Consider the following 19,644-nt stretch of genomic DNA (forward strand, 5'->3'; position numbering starts at 1 on the left):
TTGACCGCCCAGGGACTCAGTGCGCTGCTGCGCCGCGTCCGCTACGAGGTGCTGCCCGCCAGGGCGACCGAGGAGAAGGTCCTCGCCCATGTGCCGCGCGACGTCGTCGTCACCGTCACGGCGTCCCCCGTCAAGGGCCTGGAGCCGACCCTCGACCTCACCGCGCGGCTCGCCGCCCACGGATACCGCGTCGTCCCGCACGTGCCCGCGCGGCTGCTGCGGGACGACGCGCACCTGAAGGAGACCGTCGACCGGCTCCGCGAGGCGGGCGTCGACGACGTCTTCGTACCGGCCGGCGACGCCGATCCGCCGGCCGGCACCTACGAGGGGGCGCTGCCGGTGCTGCGCCGCCTCGGCGAGCTGGGGCGGCCCTTCGCCGAGGTCGGCGTCACCGGCTACCCCGAGAGCCATCCGCTGATCCACGACGACATCACCGTGCAGGCCATGTGGGACAAGCGCGAGCACGCCACGTACGTCGTGAGCAACCTCTGCTTCGATCCGAGGGTGCTGGGACAGTGGATCGCCCGGGTGCGCGGCAGGGGCGTCGAACTGCCCGTGCACGTGGGGGTCGCCGGGCCCGTGCAGCGGGCGAAGCTGCTGGCCATGGCGACGAGGATCGGGGTGGGGGAGTCGACACGATTCCTCGCCCGGCATCCCCTGTGGTTCCTGCGCTTCGCCGCGCCCGGCGGGTACTCGCCCGAGGCCCTGCTGACCCGGTCCGAGGGCGCCCTCACCGCGCCCTCGGCGGGAGTGGCGGGGCTGCACCTGTTCACGTTCAACCAGATCGCCGAGACGGAGACGTGGAGGCGGAACCTGCTGGAGCGCCTCGGCGGCTGACGGCACCCCGGCGGCCCGCGGAGGCGGGCACCCCCGCGGGCCGTATACGAGGCACCCCCGCGGGCCGTATACAGATGGGGCGGGGCCGGAGAGCCGGCCCCGCCCGCCGCCGTGCCCGCTCTCAGCGGAAGACCACCGTGCGGTTGCCGTCCACCATCACCCGGCTCTCGCTGTGCCACTTCACCGCGTGCGCGAGGACCTGGGCCTCCACATCACGCCCCACGGTGACGAGGTCCCTGGGGGCGAGGGAGTGGTCGACGCGGACCACGTCCTGCTCGATGATCTGGCCCTCGTCGAGGTCGGGGGTCACGTAGTGGGCCGTCGCGCCGACCAGCTTGACCCCGCGGTCGTAGGCCTGGTCGTAGGGGCGCGCGCCCTTGAAGCTGGGCAGGAAGGAGTGGTGGATGTTGATCGCGCGGCCCTCCAGCTGCTTGCACAGGTCGTCGGAGAGGATCTGCATGTAGCGGGCCAGCACCACCAGGTCGATGTCGAGGTCGCGCACCAGCTCCAGCAGCCGCGCCTCGGCCTCGGCCTTGGTGTCCCTCGTGACCGGGACGTGGTGGAAGGGAATGCCGTAGGTCTCCGCGAGCCCTTCGAAGTCCCGGTGGTTGGAGACGATCGCCGGGATCTCGATGTTGAGGGCGCCGGAGCGGCTGCGGAAGAGCAGGTCGTTCAGGCAGTGGCCGAACCGGGACACCATGATCAGCGTCCGGGTCGGGGTGGACGCCTCGCTGAGGGTCCAGGAGATGCGGTACGCCTCCGCGACCGGACCGAACCGGTAACGCAGGGTCTTCAGCTCCGCGTCCGGGTCGGAGACATCGAAGTGGACCCTCATGAAGAAGCGGCCCTGGAGCCGGTCGTCGAACTGCTGGCTCTCCAGGATGTTGCCGGAGTTCCTCACGAGGAAGCCGCTCACCGCGTGGACCAGCCCCGCGCTGTCGGGACACGAGAGGGTGAGGACGTACTCACGGCCAGGGTGCGGTCGAGGGGACATGACAGCCTCCGTCGGTGCGTATTGCACAACAAGGTGAGCGATACGCAACATGGTCGGCTCGACTCCGTGTGCGGTCAAGGGTGGACGCGCAAGTGTCCGCATGGCTGAATCGTCATCCACCAACCTCTTGACGTAGGTCTTGGCGCCCGACATGGTGTTCCATCACAAGCAATTGGATGCATGATGCGCAACGCATTTCAGCTGAAGGGCTTGGCGAGTGGCAGACCTGTATGTGGCGGGGACGTGGCGGGATCCGGTGGCCGGAGGGCGACGGGAGATCCGCTGCCCCGCTGACGGCTCGCTCGCCGCGACCGTCTCGGAGGGCACCCGACCCGACGCCGAGGCCGCGATCGCGGCGGCCCGTGCCGCCTTCGACGGCGGACCCTGGCCCCGCACCCCCGAGCGGGAGCGCGGCGCCCTGCTGCTGCGCACCGCCGACATCATCGAGCGCGACGCCAAGGAGTTCGCCCGCGCCGAGTCGCTCGACACCGGCAAGCGGCTGGTGGAGAGCGAGTACGACATCGCCGACGTCGTCTCGTGCTTCCGCTACTACGGCGGTCTCGGCGGCACCGACGCCGGCCGGGTGATCGACACCGGACGCGACGACGCCGTCAGCCGCGTGGTGTACGAGCCGGTCGGCGTGTGCGGGCTCATCACTCCCTGGAACTACCCGCTGCTGCAAGCCAGTTGGAAGGTGGCCCCGGCCCTCCTCGCGGGCAACACCATCGTCCTGAAGCCCAGCGAGCTGACCCCCTCCACCTCGGTCCTGCTGATGCGGGCGCTGGCGGAGGCCGGGCTCCCGGCCGGGGCCGCCAACCTCGTCCTCGGCACCGGCCCCGAGGTGGGTGCCCCGCTCTCCGAGGACCCGAGGGTCGACATGGTCTCCTTCACCGGGGGGCTGGACACCGGCAGACGGATCATGGCCACCGCCGCGGCGACCGTGAAGAAGGTCGCCCTCGAACTCGGCGGCAAGAACCCCAACGTGATCTTCGCCGACGCCGACTTCGAGACGGCCGTGGACTTCGCGCTCACGGCCGTCTTCCTGCACTCGGGGCAGGTCTGCTCGGCCGGCGCCCGGCTGATCGTCGAGGACCGCCTGCACGACCGCCTCGTCGACGAGATCGTCCGCCGTGCCCGGCTCATCCGGCTCGGCGGGCCCTTCGACGCCGAGGCCGAGACCGGTGCGCTGATCTCCGCCCGGCACCGGGAGAAGGTCGAGGCGTACGTCGCGGCCGGCCTCGCCGAGGGCGCCGTCCTGCGCTGCGGCGGAGAGCGCCCCACCGACCCGGCGCTCGCGAACGGCTGGTTCTACCCGCCGACCGTGCTCGACGAGTGCCGCCAGGACATGCGCGTGGTGCACGAGGAGTCCTTCGGGCCCGTGCTCACGGTGGAGCGGTTCACCGACGAGGACGACGCCGTACGCATCGCCAACGACACCGAGTACGGACTCGCAGGAGCCGTCTGGACGCAGGACGCGGGCAAGGCCCAGCGGGTCGCCCGCGGGCTGCGCCACGGCACGGTGTGGATCAACGACTACCACCCCTATGTGCCGCAAGCGGAATGGGGTGGCTTCGGGCACTCGGGCGTGGGCCGGGAGCTGGGACCGACCGGCCTGAACGAGTACCGAGAGCCCAAGCACATCTGGCAGAACATCCAACCCCGGCCGCAGCACTGGTTCCGCGGCTGAACGCCGAAAAGAGGTCGATCGTGACCCCAACGCAGACCGAGGTGCCGCAGCGGCGCGGCACACCTCAGGACTCGGACGGTACGCCGGTCATATCCGTGCGCCGGCTGTGGAAGGTGTTCGGGCCGAAGGCGGACCAGGTGCCGGAGTCGGAGGAGCTGTGCGGCCTCACCCGCCGTGAGCTCATGGACCGCACGGGATGCACCGCGGCCGTCCGCGACGTGAACTTCGACGTCCGCAAGGGCGAGGTCTTCGTCGTCATGGGCCTGTCCGGCTCCGGCAAGTCCACCCTGGTGCGCTGTCTCACCCGCCTGATCGAACCCACCTCCGGGGAACTCGTCTTCGAGGGCGAGGACATCCGCGAGGCGGACGCCGGACGCCTGCGGGAGCTCAGACGGAGCAAGTTCTCCATGGTCTTCCAGCACTTCGGGCTGCTGCCGCACCGCCGGGTCGTCGACAACGTGGCGTTCGGCCTGGAGATCCGCGGCATGAGCAGGGCGGAGCGGACCAGGCGGGCCCTGGAGGTCGTCGAGCTCGTCGGCCTCTCCGGGTACGAGAACTCCTACCCCGACCAGCTCTCCGGCGGTATGCAGCAGCGCGTCGGCCTCGCCCGGGCGCTCGCCGGCGACCCGGACGTCCTCTTCTTCGACGAGCCCTTCTCGGCGCTCGACCCGCTGATCCGCCGCGACATGCAGAACGAGGTCATCCGGCTGCACCACGAGGTCGGCAAGACGATGGTCTTCATCACCCACGACCTCTCCGAGGCGCTCAAACTAGGCGACCGCATTCTCATCATGCGCGACGGCAGGACGGTCCAGTGCGGCACCGGCGACGAACTGGTGGGCGCCCCCGCCGACGACTACGTCCGCGAGTTCGTCAAGGACGTCCCGCGCGGCGACGTGCTCACCCTGCGCTGGATCATGCGGCCGGTCGCCGACGGTGACGCCCTGGACGGCCCCGAGCTGGGCCCGGACGTCGTCGTCCGCGAGGCGACCCGCGCGGTGCTGGCGGCCGACAAGCCGGTCAAGGTCGTCGAGAACGGCGAACTGCTCGGCATCGTCGGCGACGAGGAGATCCTCGCGGTGGTCGCCGGGCAGGAAGGCGGCATGTGATGACCGTCGCCGTGGAGAAGCCGGAACAACCGCAGAAGCCCGAACCGCCGCTGAAGACCGACGCCGTCCCCCCGGCCGCCGTGTCCGGCGCGCGCACACGGAAGGTCGGACGCGGTGCCGTCGTCGCGGCGATCGTCGTCGTCTGGCTGGTGCTCTTCGCCCTGCTCCGCGGCAGGCACACCCTCACCCTCGCCGCGGCGGACCTCACGGATCTGCACCGCTGGATCAACGACCTCAACGACTCCGTCGGCGCCAACCGCAACTCCAACCCGCTCTTCCTCTACTTCTTCAATGAGATCCGGCTGGTCATCGACACCCTGGTGACCTTCGTCCAGGAGCTGATCTCCCAGCCCTCCGCCGGCCGTCCCCTCCCGCAGATCGGCTGGCTCGGTGTCGTCGGGATCGTCGGCTACGTCTCCTTGGCCGTGGGCAACTGGCGGGTGGCGCTGCTGGCCGTGGCCGGCTTCACCTTCTTCGGGCTCCAGGGACTGTGGCAGGAGAGCATGGACACCCTGGCCCTCACCGTCTCCGCGGTCCTCGTGGCGCTGCTGTTCGCGATCCCGCTCGGCGTGTGGGCGGGACTGTCCGACCGGTTCAACCGGGTCGTGACGCCGTTCCTGGACTTCATGCAGACGATGCCGACCTTCGTCTACCTGGCCCCGCTGACACTGTTCTTCCTCATCGGCGGCGCCTCGGCCACCATCGCCACCGTCATCTACGCGGCGCCGCCCGCCATCCGGATCACCGCGCACGCCATCCGGTCCGTCCCCGGGACCACCGTCGAGGCGGCCGACTCGCTCGGCGCGACCCGGCGGCAGGCGCTGCTGAAGGTGCTGCTGCCGATGTCCAAGCGGACCGTGGTGATGGGCGTCAACCAGTCGATCATGGCGGCCCTCGCCATGGTGACGATCGCCGCCCTGATCGACGCGCCCGGCCTCGGCAAGACCGTCATGCAGGCCCTGGAGTCGCTCGACGTGGGCACCGCCTTCAACGCGGGCCTCGCCATCGTCGTCATGGCCATCGTCCTCGACCGGGTCACCACGGCGGCCAGCGCGCGCCAGGAGACGGCCCGGCGGACGAGCGGCCGGTTCGCGACCTGGCGGCGGCCGCTGCTGGCCGCGGGCGGCGTGGTCGCCGCGGTCCTCGTGTACATGTCGCACACCTATGTGTGGGCGGCCGAGTTCCCCGGCGAGGGCGGTGCCGGCACGTCCATCGCGAAGGCGGCCGACACCACGACGACCTGGGTCCAGGACAGCCTGTCGGGTGTGACCAACGCCTTCCGGGACGCCCTCACCAACGGTCTGCTCAACCCGTTCCAGTCGCTGCTCACCGACTCGCCCTGGTGGCTCGTCGCCGCCGTGCTGATCGCGCTCGGCGCGGTGCTCGGCGGGTGGCGTGCCGGTGCGGTGGCAGCCGTCTGCGTGGGCCTGCTGGTCGGGACGGGCCTGTGGTCGGACGCGATGACGACCCTGGCCTCCACCCTCGTGGCGACCGTCCTGGTCATGGTGCTCGGCGTGGCCTTCGGGGTGTGGATGGGGCGCAGCCTCCTCGTGGACCGGGTGCTGCGGCCGACCCTGGACGCGGCGCAGGTCATGCCGCCGTTCGTCTATCTCGTGCCGTTCCTCGCGCTGTTCGGAGCGACCCGCTTCACGGCCATCGTCGCCGCGATCGTGTACGCGGCGCCCGTCGCCATCAAGATCATCGCGGACGGGGTGCGGGCCGTGCCGGAGACCACCGTGGAGGCGGCCACCTCCGCCGGGTGCACCACCTGGCAGATCATCACCAAGGTTCAACTGCCGATGTCACGCAGTGCCCTGACGCTCGCGACCAACCAGGGCCTGATCTACGTGCTGTCGATGGTTGTTGTGGGCGGCCTGGTAGGAGCGGGCGCCCTCGGCTACGACGTCGTGGCCGGCTTCGCCCAGGGGCAGCTGTACGGGAAGGGCCTGGCGGCCGGGTTCGCCATCGTCCTCCTCGGAGTCATGTTCGACCGGATCACTCAGGCCGCGGCGCGACGCGTGAGCGCGTAAGGAGCACTGACCATGGCAACACACGTACGACAGTGGAGAGCCGGCGTGGCCGGACTGGCCGTCCTCGGGCTCGCCCTGACCGCCTGCGGCGGCGCGAAGGTCGGTGAGGACTCCGCGGGCTCGGGCGGTTCGGGCGACTCCGGCAAGTGCGGCACCTTCAACCTCGCCGTCAACCCGTGGGTGGGCTATGAGGCCAACGCGGCGGTCGTCGCGTACGTCGCGGAGCACGACCTCGGCTGCAAGGTCACCAAGAAGGATCTGAAGGAGGAGATCGCCTGGCAGGGCTTCGGGACGGGCGAGGTCGACGCCGTCATCGAGAACTGGGGCCACGACGATCTGAAGAAGAAGTACATCACCGACCAGAAGACGGCCGTCGAGGCCGGTGCGACCGGGAACGAGGGCCTGATCGGCTGGTACGTGCCGCCGTGGCTCGCGAAGGCGCACCCCGACATCACCGACTGGAAGAACCTGAACAAGTACGCCGACAAGTTCAAAACCTCCGAGTCCGGCGGCAAGGGCCAGCTCCTCGACGGCGACCCGTCGTTCGTCACCAACGACGAGGCCCTGGTGAAGAACCTGAAGCTGGACTTCAAGGTGGTGTACGCGGGCAGCGAGACCGCGCTCATCCAGGCCTTCCGCAAGGCGGAGAAGGACAAGGAATGGGTCATCGGCTACTTCTACGAGCCGCAGTGGTTCATGGCCGAGGTGCCCCTGGTCAAGGTGAAGCTGCCGGAGTACAAGAGCGGCTGTGACGCGGACGCGGAGAAGGTCGCCTGCGACTACCCCGTCTACGAGCTGGACAAGATCGTCAGCACGAAGTTCGCCAAGTCGGACAGCCCGGCGTACCACCTGGTCAAGAACTTCACCTGGACGAACGAGGACCAGAACACCGTGGCCAAGTACATCGCCGTGGACAAGATGGCGCCCGAGGCGGCGGCGAAGAAGTGGGTCGAGGCCAACCGCGACAAGGTGGACGCCTGGATCAAGTGATCACGTAGCAGGGCCGGAAGACCGGTCGGACAGGCCCGGCGGGCGGCGTGCACAAGGGTGCGCCGCCCGCCGGGCTTCGCCGTTCCCGGGGCCCTTCCGAAGGCCGTTTTCCGACGTCACGGACCCCTTGACACCCCCTCCTCGTGACAGGCACATTGAGTTGCGCAACCTGAACCATGTTGCGCAGACAGCAACTGAACCGGCTGGACTCGTTTTCAATCGGAGGTGCGGCGATGGCGGGACCCCGAGTGGTCATCATCGGAGCGGGCGTCGTTGGCGCGGCACTCGCGGACGAGATCTCCGCGCGCGGCTGGACCGAGGTGACCGTGGTCGACCAGGGGCCGCTCCCCGCCACCGGGGGCTCCTCGTCACACGCCCCGGGCCTGGTCTTCCAGACGAACTCCTCCAAGACCATGACGGAGCTGGCCCGCTACACCGTCGAGAAGTTCTGCTCCCTCGACGTCGACGGCAAGCCCTGCTTCCTCCAGGTCGGCGGCCTCGAAGTGGCCACCACCCCCGAACGCCTGACCGAACTGCACCGCCGCCACGGCTGGGTCACCGCCTGGGGCGTCGAGGCCCGGCTGCTGACCGCCGAGGAGTGCGTCGAGCAGCACCCCCTCGTCGACCCCGACAAGGTCCTCGGCGGCCTCCTCGTCCCGACGGACGGCCTCGCCAAGGCCGTCCTCGCCGTCGAGGCGCAGATCCGCCGGGCCACCGAGCGCGGCGTACGCTTCCTCGCCCGCCACGAGGTCCTGGACATCCTCCGGACCGACGGCCAGGTGACGGGCGTGCGCACCGACCAGGGTGACCTGGAGGCCGACATCGTGGTGTGCTGCGCCGGCATCTGGGGCCCGCGCATCGCCCGTATGGCCGGCATGAACCTCCCGCTCACCCCGCTCGCCCACCAGCTCGCCTGGACCGGCCCGATCCCCGCGCTCGCCGGCCAGACCGAGGAGGCGGTCCGCCCGATCCTGCGGCACCAGGACGCCGACCTCTACTACCGCGACCGCTTCGACGGCATCGGCATCGGCTCCTACGGCCACCGCCCGATGCCGGTCTCCGCCGACGACATCCGCTCCTTCGACGATGCCCAGCCCATGCCGTCGGTCCTGAAGTTCACCGAGGAGGACTTCGCCGACGCCTGGACCGAGACCCAGTCGCTGCTCCCGGCGACGAAGGACGCGAAGGTCGAGGAGGGCATCAACGGCCTGTTCTCCTTCACCACCGACAACTTCCCGCTCCTCGGCGAGTCCCCCGACCTCAAGGGCTTCTGGGTCGCCGAGGCGGTATGGGTCACCCACTCCGCCGGCGTCGGCCGGGCCATGGCGGAATGGCTGGTCGACGGCCACTGCTCGTCCTTCGACCTGCACGAGTGCGACGTCAACCGCTTCGAGCCGCACCAGCTCACCCCCGAGTACGTCCTGGCGCGCGACTGCCGGAACTTCGTCGAGGTCTACGACATCCTCCACCCCCTCCAGCCCTCCGGAGAGCCCCGCCCGATCCGCAGGAGCCCCTTCCACGCCCGCCAGGAGGAGCACGGCGCGTTCTTCCTGGAGGCGAACGGCTGGGAGCGCCCGCAGTGGTACGAGGCGAACGCGTCCCTCGTCGAGGGCCGCGGCATCCCCACCCCGAACGACTGGGCCGCGCGGTTCTGGTCACCGATCGTCGGCGCGGAGGCGCAGGCCACCCGAGAGACGGTCGCCATATACGACATGACGGCCCTCAAGCGCCTGGAGGTCACCGGGCCCGGCGCCGCCGACTTCCTGGAGCGGCTGACCACCAGCAAGGTCGCCAAGTCCGTCGGTTCGGTGACGTACACCCTGCTCCTCGACCACGACGGCGGCATCCGCAGCGACATCACCGTCGCCCGCCTCGCCCGCGATCTCTTCCAGGTCGGCGCCAACGGCAACCTCGACCTCGACTGGTTCACCCGGCACCTCCCCGCCGACGGCACGGTCCAGGTCCGCGACATCACCCCCGGCACCTGCTGCGTCGGACTGTGGGGCCCGCTGGCCCGCAAGGTCCTCCAGGCGCTGACCGACGAGGACTTCACCAACGACGGCCTGAAGTACTTCCGCGCCAAGCGGGCCCACATCGGCTCCGTGCCCGTGACCGCCATGCGCCTGTCATACGTCGGTGAACTCGGCTGGGAGCTGTACACCACCGCCGACCTCGGCCAGAAGCTGTGGGACACCCTGTGGGCGGCGGCCCGGCCGCTCGGCGGCGTCATCGCCGGGCGCGGGGCCTTCAACAGCCTGCGCCTGGAGAAGGGCTACCGCTCCTTCGGCACCGACATGACGTACGAGCACGACCCCTACGAGGCCGGTGTCGGCTTCGCCGTCAAGCTCGACAAGGGCGACTTCATCGGGAAGGCCGCGCTGGAACGCCGCAAGGAGGACGTGCGGCGCAGGCTGACCTGCCTCACCATCGACGACCCCCGCTCGGTCGTCATGGGCAAGGAGCCCGTGTACGACGGCGACCGCGCCGTCGGGTACGTCACCAGCGCCGCGTACGGCTACACCATCGGCAAGGGCATCGCCTACGCGTGGCTGCCGACGGAGGTGGCGGTGCCCGGGACCACCGTGCACATCGGGTACTTCGACCAGCGTGTGGAGGCGGTCGTGACCGAGGAGCCGCTGTTCGACCCGTCGATGTCGCGTCTGCGCGGGTGAGGGGTCACTGTGACCGCACAGACCGCACGGACACTGGACGGGAAGGCGACCGCCGGTGTCATCCGCCGCGAACTCGCCGAACGCGTCGCCAAGCTGACCGCCGGCGGCGGTCGCCCGCCGGGGCTCGGTACGGTGCTGGTCGGCGACGATCCCGGCAGCCGCGCCTACGTCGCCGGCAAGCACCGGGACTGCGCGCAGGTGGGGATCGCCTCCCTCCGCCGGGAACTGCCCGCCGACGCCACCCAGCGGCAGGTCGAGGACGTCATCGACGAACTCAACGCCGACTCCGCCTGCACCGGCTACATCGTCCAGCTCCCGCTGCCCCGCCACCTCGACGCGGGCGCCGTCCTGGAACGCATGGACCCCGCCAAGGACGCCGACGGACTCCACCCCGTGAACCTCGGCAGGCTCACCCTGGGCGAGCCGGCACCGCTGCCCTGCACCCCGCGCGGCATCGTCGAACTGCTCCGCCGGTACGACGTCCCGATCGCGGGCGCCCGGGTCTGCGTCGTCGGACGCGGCATCACCGTCGGACGCCCCCTCGGCCTGCTCCTCACCCGCAGGTCGGAGAACGCCACCGTCACCCTCTGCCACACCGGGACCAAGGGCCTGGCCTGGCACGTACGCGAGGCCGAGATCGTCGTCGCCGCGGCCGGCTCGCCCGGACTGATCACCAAGGACATGCTGCGCCCCGGCGCGACCGTCCTCGACGTCGGTATCACCCGCACCGACGACGGGCTGGTCGGCGATGTGCACCCGGACGCCGCCGAGGTGGCCGGCCGGCTCGCGCCGATGCCCGGCGGCGTCGGCCCCATGACACGGGCGATGCTCCTCGCCAATGTGGTCGAGGCCGCCGAGAGGAACGCGAACCCCGTATGAACCTGTCCCTTCCCGTGGACGGAGCCGTCCGATGAGCCCCCGTACCCCCGGCGCCGAACTCCCCGAGCACCCCGACTGGCTGTGGCGCACACCGGAACCCAAGCGGTCCTACGACGTGATCGTCGTCGGCGGCGGCGGACACGGCCTCGCCACCGCGCACTACCTCGCGAAGAACCACGGCATCACCAACGTCGCCGTGCTGGAGAAGGGCTGGCTCGCGGGCGGCAACATGGCCCGCAACACCACGATCATCCGCTCCAACTACCTGTGGGACGAGAGCGCCGGCATCTACGAGCACGCGCTGAAGCTGTGGGAGGGGCTGGCGGACGAACTCGACTACCCGATCCTCTTCTCCCAGCGCGGGGTGCTGAACCTCGCCCACAGCCTCCAGGACGTCCGCGACAGCGTGCGCCGCGTCGAGGCGAACCGCCTCAACGGCGTCGACGCCGAGTGGCTGGACGCGGACGGGGTGAAGGACGTCTGCCCGATCGTCAACATCTCGCCCGACGTGCGCTATCCGGTCCTCGGCGGCACCTACCAGCCCCGCGCCGGCATCGCCAAGCACGACCACGTGGCGTGGGGCCTGGCCCGTTCGGCGGACGCCGCCGGGGTCGACATCATCCAGAACTGCGAGGTCACCGGCCTCGACGTGGTGGGCGGCCGGGTGGTCGGCGTGCGGACCACGCTCGGTCCGATCGCCGCGGGCAAGGTCGCGCTCTGCTCGGCCGGCCACACCTCGGTCCTGGCGGCCATGGCGGGCATCGAACTGCCGCTCCAGAGCCACCCGTTGCAGGCACTCGTGTCCGAGCTGCTGGAGCCGGTCCACCCGACGGTCGTGATGTCCAACGCGGTCCATGTGTACGTCAGCCAGGCCCACAAGGGCGAGCTGGTGATGGGCGCGGGCATCGACTCCTACAACGCGTACACCCAGCGCGGTGCCTTCCACATCATCGAGGAACAGATGTCGGCGGCCCTGGAACTCTTCCCGGTCTTCGCCCGCGCCCACGTCCTGCGCACCTGGGGCGGCATCGTCGACGTCAGCCCCGACGCCTCGCCGATCATCGGCCTCACCCCGGTCGACAACCTGTACCTCAACTGCGGCTGGGGCACGGGCGGCTTCAAGGCCACGCCCGGTGTCGGCTGGGTCTACGCCCACACCATCGCCCACGACACCCCCCACCCGCTCAACGCCCCCTTCTCGCTCGACCGTTTCACCACCGGCGCGCTCGTCGACGAGCACGGCGCGGCCGCGGTGGCCCACTAGGACCGCTGGACCACTTGGGAGCCGAACCATGCTGCTCATCCCCTGCCCGTGGTGCGGGCCCCGCGACGAGGCCGAGTTCCACTACGGCGGTCAGGCCCACGTCCCCTGTCCCGAGGACCCGTCGGCCCTCACCGACGAGGAGTGGGCGCGCTACCTCTTCTTCCGCGACAACCCCAAGGGCCCCTTCGCCGAACGCTGGAGCCACGCGGCGGGCTGCCGCCGCTGGTTCAACGCCGTCCGCGACACCTCGACCAACGAGATCCTGACGGTATACCGGGCGGGCGAGGAACGCCCGGCACCTGTGGGGCCGAGGCCGGTGGGTTCAGCGGGGTCCGGGGCGGCAGCCCCAGAAGGGGCGCGGGGAACTGCGCGACCAGCCCCCACCAGCCCGCAGTCGAATGACCACCGCCGCGGGGGTGCAGGGGGCGAAGCACCCGCCGGGTCCGAAGGGGCGGAGCCCCTTCAGGACGGGACGGGTAGGGGCGGCGGGGGCGGGACGACCCAGCCGTTCCGCCACGCGACCCGCGGCCGAATCGACCGCGACACCCCCCTCACCTTCACCTTCGACGGCACCGAATACCGCGGCTTCCGGGGCGACACCCTCGCCTCCGCCCTCCTCGCCAACGGCGTGATCCAGGCGGGCACCAGCATCAAGCTCGGCCGCCCCCGCGGCATCTTCTCCGCCGGGCCCGAGGAACCCAACGCGGTCGTCCAGATCGAGGAGCCCTTCCCCGAGCCCATGCTGCCCGCCACCGCCGTCGAGCTGTACGACGGCCTCGTCGCGAGCAGCCTCCCCGGCCAGGGCCGCCTCGCCACCACCCCCGACCCCGCCCGCTACGACGCCGTTCACGCCCACTGCGACCTGCTGATCGTCGGCGCCGGCCCGGCCGGTCTCGCCGCGGCCGCGGCGGCAGCGGACAGCGGCGCCCGTGTCATCCTCGCCGACGACCGTCCCGAACCCGGCGGCAGCCTCCTGGACACCGACGAACACCTCGACTGGGTCGAGGCGGTCACCGCCCGCCTCGGCAACGCCCCCGAGGCCCGCGTCCTGCGCCGTACCACCGTCTTCGGCTACTACGACGACAACCACCTTCTCGCCGTGGAGCGCCGCACCAACCATCTCGGCGCGGCCGCACCCGAGAACGTCTCGCGCGAGCGGGTCTGGCGGATCCGCGCCCGCCGGGTCGTCCTCGCCACCGGCGCCCACGAACGCTCCCTTGCCTTCGCGGACAACGACCGGCCCGGAGTGATGCTGGCCGCCTCGGCCCGCGCCCACCTGCACCGCCACGGCATCCTGCCCGGCCGGCGCGCGGTCGTCCTCACCACCAACGACAGCGCCTACGCCGCCGCACTCGACCTCGCCGCGGCGGGCGTGGACATCGCGGTGATCGCCGACACCCGCCCCGACGCGGGGGAGTGGGCCGAGCGCGCCCGCGAGACCGGTGTCGAGGTGCTGACCGGCCACGCCGTCATCGGCACCGAAGGCGACCCCCGCCTCACCGCCGTGACCGTCGCCCCCTGCGGGCAGACCGAGGGCGGACGGGAGTTCGCCGCCGACCTGCTGCTGGTCTCCGGCGGCTGGAACCCGGTGGCGCACCTGTTCAGCCAGGCCGGCGGCAGGCTCCGCCACGACGACGCCCTCGGCACCTTCGTCCCCGACACCTGCCGCCAGGCCGTCGAGGTCGCGGGCGGCGCGAGCGGCACACCGGACCTCGCCGGGGCCCTCGCCCAGGGTGCCGCCGCCGGTGCCCGCGCGATCGAGGCCGAGGGCTACACGGCCGGGACGCCCCGCCTCCCGCAGGTGCCCGCACAGCCCCGGCCGACACCGCCCCAGCACCTGTTCACCGTCCCCGGCCGCGACGGCGCCCCCCGCTTCGTCGACCTGCAACGCGACGTCACCGTCGACGACCTGGCCCGCGCGACCGGCGCCGGTATGCGCTCCGTCGAGCACACCAAGCGCTACACCACCGCCGGCACCGCCAACGACCAGGGCAAGACGTCCGGTGTCCTCGCCAGCGGTGTCGTCGCCGAACTGCTCGGCGTGGACGTCTCCGCGCTCGGCACGACCACCTTCCGGCCGCCGTACATTCCGGTCTCCTTCGCCGCCCTCGCGGGCCGCGACCGGGGCGCCCTCCACGACCCGGTCCGCACGACGGCGCTGCACGAGTGGCACGTCGCGCACGGCGCCCTCTTCGAGAACGTCGGCCAGTGGAAGCGCCCCTGGTACTACCCGCAGGGCGGCGAGGACATGGAGACCGCCGTGCTGCGCGAGTGCCGGGCGGCCCGCGAGGGCGTCGCCTTCATGGACGCCTCCACCCTCGGCAAGATCGACGTCCAGGGCCCGGACGCCGCCGTCTTCCTCGACCGGCTCTACACCAACATGATGAGCACCCTGAAGGTCGGCATGATCCGCTACGGCGTGATGTGCCGCCTGGACGGCATGGTCTTCGACGACGGCACGGTCATCCGGCTCGCCCAGGACCGCTTCCTGGTGACCACGACCACGGGCAACGCGGCCACCGTCCTCGACTGGATGGAGGAGTGGCTCCAGACCGAGTGGCCCGAACTGCGGGTCCACTGCACCTCGGTGACCGAGCAGTGGGCCACCGTCGCCCTGGTCGGCCCCCGCTCCCGCGACGTCCTCGGCGCCCTCGCCCCGAATCTGGCCGTCGCCAACGACGACTTCCCGTTCATGGCGTGGCGGGAGACGACCGTCGCCGGCATCGAGGCCCGCGTCTGCCGGATCAGCTTCTCCGGCGAACTGGCCTACGAGATCAATGTGTCACCGTGGCAGGCGCTCGCCCTGTGGGAGGCCCTGGACGAGGCGGGAGCCCCGCACGGCATCACCCCCTACGGCACCGAGACCATGCACGTCCTGCGCGCCGAGAAGGGCTACCCGATCATCGGCCAGGACACCGACGGCACGGTCACCCCGCAGGACCTCGGCATGGGCTGGGCGGTGTCCAAGAAGAAGCCCGACTTCATCGGCAAGCGCTCCCACGCCCGCGCCGACACCGCCCGCCCCGACCGCAAGCACCTCGTCGGCCTGCTCCCCGAGGACCCAGGCACCTTCCTCCCGGAGGGCACCCACCTGGTCGCCGACGGCGTGCTCCCCGCCCCGCCGGTCCCGATGCTCGGCCATGTCACCTCCAGCTATCGCAGCGCCGCCCTCGGCCGGACCTTCGCGCTCGCCCTGATCAAGGGCGGCCGGGACCGGATCGGCGAACGGCTGTACGCCCCCGTGGGCGACCGGCTGGTCCCGGTGACCGTCGCAAGCCCCGTCCTCTTCGACCCCGAGGGAGCCCGCCGCGATGGCTGACACCGTCCTCACCTCCCCGCCCCGCAGCCCCCTGGACCGGGCCGCCGGCCGACTGGCCGCCGCCACCCGCACCTCCAAGGGCGCGGTCCGGCTGGCCGAACTCCCCTTCCTCACCCAGGTGAACGTGCGCCTCGACGCCAAGGGCCCGGCGGCCGACGCCGTGGGGCTCGCCCTGGACCTGACCCTGCCCCTCGAACCCAACACCGTCGTCCGCGCCGGCGAGTTGACGGCGCTGTGGCTCGGCCCCGACGAATGGCTCCTGGTGGCCCCGCCCGGCCGGGAGCGGGACCTGGAGACCCGGATCCGGGAGGCGGCCGGTGACGAGCCGGTCTCCGTCACCGACGTCTCCGCCCAGCGCACCACGCTCCTCGTCGCCGGCCCCCGCGCCCGCGACGTCCTGGCCCACGGCTGCCCGCTGGACCTGCACCCCCGCGCCTTCGGCCCGGGACGCTGCGCCCAGACGACCCTCGGGCGCACCCAGGTCGTCCTGGTCGCCCGCGACGAGCCCCGGGCCGGTTTCTGGGTGCTGGTCCGCTCGTCCTTCGCCGGTCATCTCGCGGACTGGCTGCTGGACGCGGCGACCGAATACGTGTGAGCGCGGCGGGCGGGGCGACGGACGGTCAGATCCAGGTGTCGAGCCACATCCTGCCCCGCCAGCCCTCGTACGGGATGGTCTGGCCCGAGTACAGCGGGAAGAAGTAGATGAAGTTCCACGCGATGAGCAGCACCAGGGCGCCGGCGACGACCGCACCCGCGGAGCGGCGGTTCTCCTGCGCGCCCGGCGGCCCGAGCAGCGCACCCACGGTCATCGCCACGGCCAGGCACAGGAACGGAACCAACACCACGGCGTAGAAGGAGAAGACGGTGCGGTCCTGGTACAGGAACCACGGCAGATAGCCCGCGCCGACCCCGCACAGCACCGCGCCCGCGCGCCAGTCGCGGCGCAGCGCCCACCGGAACAGCAGATAGCCGAGCGCGCAGCACGCCGTCCACCACAGCAGCGGGGTGCCGAGGGCGAGGACCGTCTGCGAGCAGTCGACCGCGGTGGCGCAGCCGTCCTGCCCGGGGCTCGGCGACTCGTAGTGGAAGAGCACGGGACGGCCGAGGACGAGCCAACTCCACGGGTTCGACTCGTACTTGTGCGCCGTGTGCAGTCCCACGTTGAAGTGGTAGACCCCGTACTCGTAGTGCCACAGGCTGCGCAGCGGCGCCGGGATCCACGACCAGAAGCCGCCGCGGCCGTCCGCCCAGTGGCGCCCGTAGCCCTTGTCGGACAGGAACCAGCCGGTCCACGTGAGCACATACGTCACCACCGCCACGGGGACGACGGACAGCAGGGACCAGCCGAGGTCCTTGCGCAGCACCGCCCGGTAGGGGCGGCGGGCACCCGCGACCCGGCGGGCGGCGACGTCCCACAGCCCGGTCAGGACCATGAAGAAGACGAGGACGTAGAGGCCGTTCCACTTGGTGGACGCGGCCAGGCCCAGACAGACCCCGGCCGCGAGTCGCCAGGGCCGCGGCCCCGTCCCGGTGCGCTCGGCGGCCTTCGCGTCCGGTCCGGCGCGGCCGTCGTCACGGACCGGGAGGGCGGCCGCGAGCCGGGCCCGCGCACGGTCCCGGTCCACCAGGAGGCAGCCGAACGCCGCCAGCACGAAGAACATCACGATGATGTCGAGGAGCGCGGAGCGGCTCATCACGTAGTGCAGGCCGTCCAGCGCCATCAACGCGCCGGCCAGACATCCCAGCAGCGTCGACCGGAACAGCCGGCGTCCTGTTCGGCACAGCATCAGCACCGACAGCGTGCCCAGCAGGGCCGTCATGAAGCGCCAGCCGAACGGGTCGAGCCCGAACATCCACTCCCCGGCGGCGATGACCCACTTGCCCGTCGGCGGATGCGCGACGAAGGTCCCCTGATCGGTCAGGGGGATCACCTGGGGGTCCGCCAGGATCTGGGGGTCGGCGATCTTGCGGTCGGGCCAGGTGCCCTCGTAGCCGAGCCGCAGCAGGGACCAGGCGTCCTTGGCGTAGTACGTCTCGTCGAAGATCACGGCGTGTGGCCGGCCGAGGTCCCAGAAGCGGATGGCGCCCGCCAGGGCGGCGACGAGCAACGGGCCGAGCCAGCCCATCGCGTGCGCGACCCGGCGTGCCGCGACCGCCCCGAGCCCGAGGCGCTCCCACGGCCGGGTCCCCGGCTCGGAGAACGCCGGGACCAGCCGTTCCCGCACGTCGGCCGCCGGACGTCCGACATACCCGAAGCGGCGCAACCGCCCCCGCCGGTCCCCGTCCTCCACCGACACACCACTGCCGTCCGCAACCTGGCCACACGTCGTGTCGCTACTCGTCACCGGGTGACCCTAGTACGTCCTCACCCGCGACAGGACCCGCCCCCTCCCGCCCGGCGGACGGCCTCGGTCCACACCGCGTCGAGGCGGTGGGGCGTGACTTCGTCGCGGATCAGTGTGCCCAGGTCCTCGGCCGCCGGAGTGGTGGTGCTTGAGTGTGATGCGTATGGGGCAACGAATTGAGCGATACGCAACATGGTCGGGGCGGGGGAGGGGCCCGGTCAAGGGCGCGGTCACAGGGGTGCGGCACCGTCAGGCCCGCCCGTGCGCCTCCTGTGAGCGGCGTGACAGCGAGTCGATGACCACCGCCGCGAACAGCACTCCGCCCGTGATCATGAACTGGACGGCGACGGGCGTGTCCGTGATGGCCATGCCCGACGCGATCGACTGGATGACCAGCATGCCCAGCACCGCCGACCAGGTCGTGCCCCGGCCTCCGAACAGGCTGGTGCCACCGATGACGGCCGCCGCGATCGCGTTGAGCAGCAGGACACCCGACCCGGAACTCTGGCTCACCGACGTGATGCGGGAGGCGAGGAACAGGCCGCCGATCCCGGCCATGGTGCCCGAGACCGCCAGCACCGCCGTCTGGACGCCGGTCACATTCAGGCTGGCGCGGCGCGCGGCCTCGACGCCGCCGCCGAGCGCGTACACCTGCCGCCCGTAGTGGGTGCGGCGGAGCACGATGTCGAGGCCCGACACCACCACGAGGAAGACGAGCAGGGCCAGCGGCAGCCCCTGGAAGCGGTTGAGGACGTAGGCGATGGCGAACGCCGGCACCGCCACGATCGCCGTGCGCACCGCGATGCCCGTGAAGGAGCGGTGCGGCATGCCGGCCGCCATACGGCGCCGCCGGTCCTGGTGGGCGGCGGCGAACACCATGACGGCGCTGACCGTCGCCACACCGTACGCGGCGGCGTCGTTGCTGAAGTAGTGGCTGGTGAGTTTGGCGACGATGCCGTCCTCGCCGAGGTTGACGGTGCCGCTGGTGCCCAGGATGTAGAGCATGAGGCCGTTCCAGGTCAGCAGACCCGCCAGGGTGACCACGAACGCGGGGACCCGCGTCCTGGCGAAGGAGAAACCCTGGACCGTGCCGGCGGCGGTGCCCGCCAGCACGGCGACGATCAGTGCCAGCCATTCGGGGACGCCGTTGTTCACGTTCAGCACGGCGAAGACGGCGGCGGCGAGCCCGCTGATCGCGCCGACCGACAGATCCAGCTCGCCGATGAGCAGCACGAAAACGATGCCGACGGCGATCAGCCCCGTGCCCACGATGTCCACACTGAGGTTGGACAGGTTCCGGGGCGAGAGGAAGTTCTGGTTGAGGATCTGGAAGGTGATCCAGACGGCGACGAGGACGAGGACGACGGGCAGCGAGTTCAGCTCGCCCGAGCTGAGCTTGCGCCGCAGCACGGCGGCCCCGCGTTCCATCGCCCCGGCGGCCCGGCCGCGTCGCGGCTCCTCGGCCTCAGGCCCGGGTTCGGTCGCTTCCGTCCTCGGGTCCTCCCGCATCTCGCGCAT

13 protein-coding genes are annotated in these 19,644 nt (G+C 71.4%); 10 read left to right on the top strand and 3 right to left on the bottom strand.

Annotated features, from left to right (window positions below; all coding sequences use genetic code 11):
* A complete protein-coding gene (locus ACZ4Z2_RS15835) occupies positions 1–837 on the top strand; it encodes a methylenetetrahydrofolate reductase (protein ID WP_468076257.1) in 837 nt (278 codons plus the stop codon).
* A 121-nt stretch (positions 838–958) separates the two neighbouring features.
* On the opposite strand, the gene purU is transcribed toward ACZ4Z2_RS15835, so the two are convergent.
* The gene (purU, locus tag ACZ4Z2_RS15840) at positions 959–1,831 is read right to left on the bottom strand and encodes a formyltetrahydrofolate deformylase (RefSeq protein WP_468076259.1); all 873 of its coding nucleotides are present in this window, start codon (positions 1,829–1,831) and stop codon (positions 959–961) included.
* Positions 1,832–2,048: 217 nt separating this feature from the next.
* Between purU and ACZ4Z2_RS15845 the strand changes: the two genes are divergently transcribed.
* The 9 genes from ACZ4Z2_RS15845 (at position 2,049) to ACZ4Z2_RS15885 (ending at position 16,376) form a co-directional block, all read left to right on the top strand.
* Positions 2,049–3,518 carry an aldehyde dehydrogenase family protein gene (locus tag ACZ4Z2_RS15845; RefSeq protein WP_468076261.1) on the top strand — a complete coding sequence of 490 codons (1,470 nt, stop codon included), beginning with the start codon at positions 2,049–2,051 and terminating at the stop codon, positions 3,516–3,518.
* A 20-nt stretch (positions 3,519–3,538) separates the two neighbouring features.
* Positions 3,539–4,627: a quaternary amine ABC transporter ATP-binding protein gene (locus ACZ4Z2_RS15850; RefSeq protein ID WP_468076263.1), complete on the top strand. Its 1,089-nt coding sequence runs from the start codon at positions 3,539–3,541 to the stop codon at positions 4,625–4,627.
* Positions 4,627–6,657: an ABC transporter permease gene (locus ACZ4Z2_RS15855; protein WP_468076265.1), complete on the top strand. Its 2,031-nt coding sequence runs from the start codon at positions 4,627–4,629 to the stop codon at positions 6,655–6,657. Before ACZ4Z2_RS15850 ends, ACZ4Z2_RS15855 begins: the two co-directional genes overlap by 1 nt.
* Positions 6,658–6,669: 12 nt before the next feature.
* Positions 6,670–7,647, top strand: coding sequence for an ABC transporter substrate-binding protein (locus ACZ4Z2_RS15860; RefSeq protein WP_468076267.1), 978 nt, complete (start codon positions 6,670–6,672; stop codon positions 7,645–7,647).
* Between the two features lie 233 nt (positions 7,648–7,880).
* Positions 7,881–10,319, top strand: a complete 2,439-nt coding sequence (locus ACZ4Z2_RS15865; RefSeq protein WP_468076269.1) for a GcvT family protein — start codon at positions 7,881–7,883, stop codon at positions 10,317–10,319.
* Positions 10,320–10,328: 9 nt separating this feature from the next.
* On the top strand, positions 10,329–11,198 hold the full coding sequence (locus ACZ4Z2_RS15870; protein ID WP_468076270.1) for a bifunctional methylenetetrahydrofolate dehydrogenase/methenyltetrahydrofolate cyclohydrolase: 870 nt from the start codon (positions 10,329–10,331) through the stop codon (positions 11,196–11,198).
* Positions 11,199–11,229: 31 nt separating this feature from the next.
* Positions 11,230–12,462, top strand: coding sequence for a sarcosine oxidase subunit beta family protein (locus ACZ4Z2_RS15875; protein WP_468076272.1), 1,233 nt, complete (start codon positions 11,230–11,232; stop codon positions 12,460–12,462).
* Positions 12,463–12,490: 28 nt separating this feature from the next.
* Positions 12,491–15,781: a sarcosine oxidase subunit delta family protein gene (locus ACZ4Z2_RS15880; protein WP_468076274.1), complete on the top strand. Its 3,291-nt coding sequence runs from the start codon at positions 12,491–12,493 to the stop codon at positions 15,779–15,781.
* Complete coding sequence (locus ACZ4Z2_RS15885) at positions 15,774–16,376, top strand: sarcosine oxidase subunit gamma (RefSeq protein WP_468076276.1); 603 nt, start codon at positions 15,774–15,776, stop codon at positions 16,374–16,376. Before ACZ4Z2_RS15880 ends, ACZ4Z2_RS15885 begins: the two co-directional genes overlap by 8 nt.
* Positions 16,377–16,401: 25 nt before the next feature.
* Here ACZ4Z2_RS15885 and ACZ4Z2_RS15890 read toward each other — a convergent pair whose 3' ends face one another.
* Together ACZ4Z2_RS15890 and ACZ4Z2_RS15895 are read right to left on the bottom strand one after the other, a co-directional pair.
* Entirely contained in the window at positions 16,402–18,126 is a 1,725-nt protein-coding gene (locus ACZ4Z2_RS15890) for a dolichyl-phosphate-mannose--protein mannosyltransferase (RefSeq protein ID WP_468076278.1), read from the bottom strand.
* A 249-nt stretch (positions 18,127–18,375) separates the two neighbouring features.
* Entirely contained in the window at positions 18,376–19,635 is a 1,260-nt protein-coding gene (locus ACZ4Z2_RS15895; RefSeq protein ID WP_468076396.1) for a sugar ABC transporter permease, read from the bottom strand.
* Positions 19,636–19,644: the final 9 nt, after the last annotated feature.

The organism is Streptomyces sp. NPDC030183 (assembly GCF_055573455.1).

Bases quoted from the DNA above. Each gene is read 5' to 3' on its own strand.
- ACZ4Z2_RS15875 (WP_468076272.1), top strand. From the start codon at position 11,230: ATGAGCCCCCGTACCCCCGGCGCCGAACTCCCCGAGCACCCCGACTGG.
- ACZ4Z2_RS15865 (WP_468076269.1), top strand. From the start codon at position 7,881: ATGGCGGGACCCCGAGTGGTCATCATCGGAGCGGGCGTCGTTGGCGCG.
- ACZ4Z2_RS15855 (WP_468076265.1), top strand. From the start codon at position 4,627: ATGACCGTCGCCGTGGAGAAGCCGGAACAACCGCAGAAGCCCGAACCG.
- ACZ4Z2_RS15895 (WP_468076396.1), bottom strand. From the start codon at position 19,635: ATGCGGGAGGACCCGAGGACGGAAGCGACCGAACCCGGGCCTGAGGCC.
- purU (WP_468076259.1), bottom strand. From the start codon at position 1,831: ATGTCCCCTCGACCGCACCCTGGCCGTGAGTACGTCCTCACCCTCTCG.
- ACZ4Z2_RS15860 (WP_468076267.1), top strand. From the start codon at position 6,670: ATGGCAACACACGTACGACAGTGGAGAGCCGGCGTGGCCGGACTGGCC.
- ACZ4Z2_RS15885 (WP_468076276.1), top strand. From the start codon at position 15,774: ATGGCTGACACCGTCCTCACCTCCCCGCCCCGCAGCCCCCTGGACCGG.
- ACZ4Z2_RS15880 (WP_468076274.1), top strand. From the start codon at position 12,491: ATGCTGCTCATCCCCTGCCCGTGGTGCGGGCCCCGCGACGAGGCCGAG.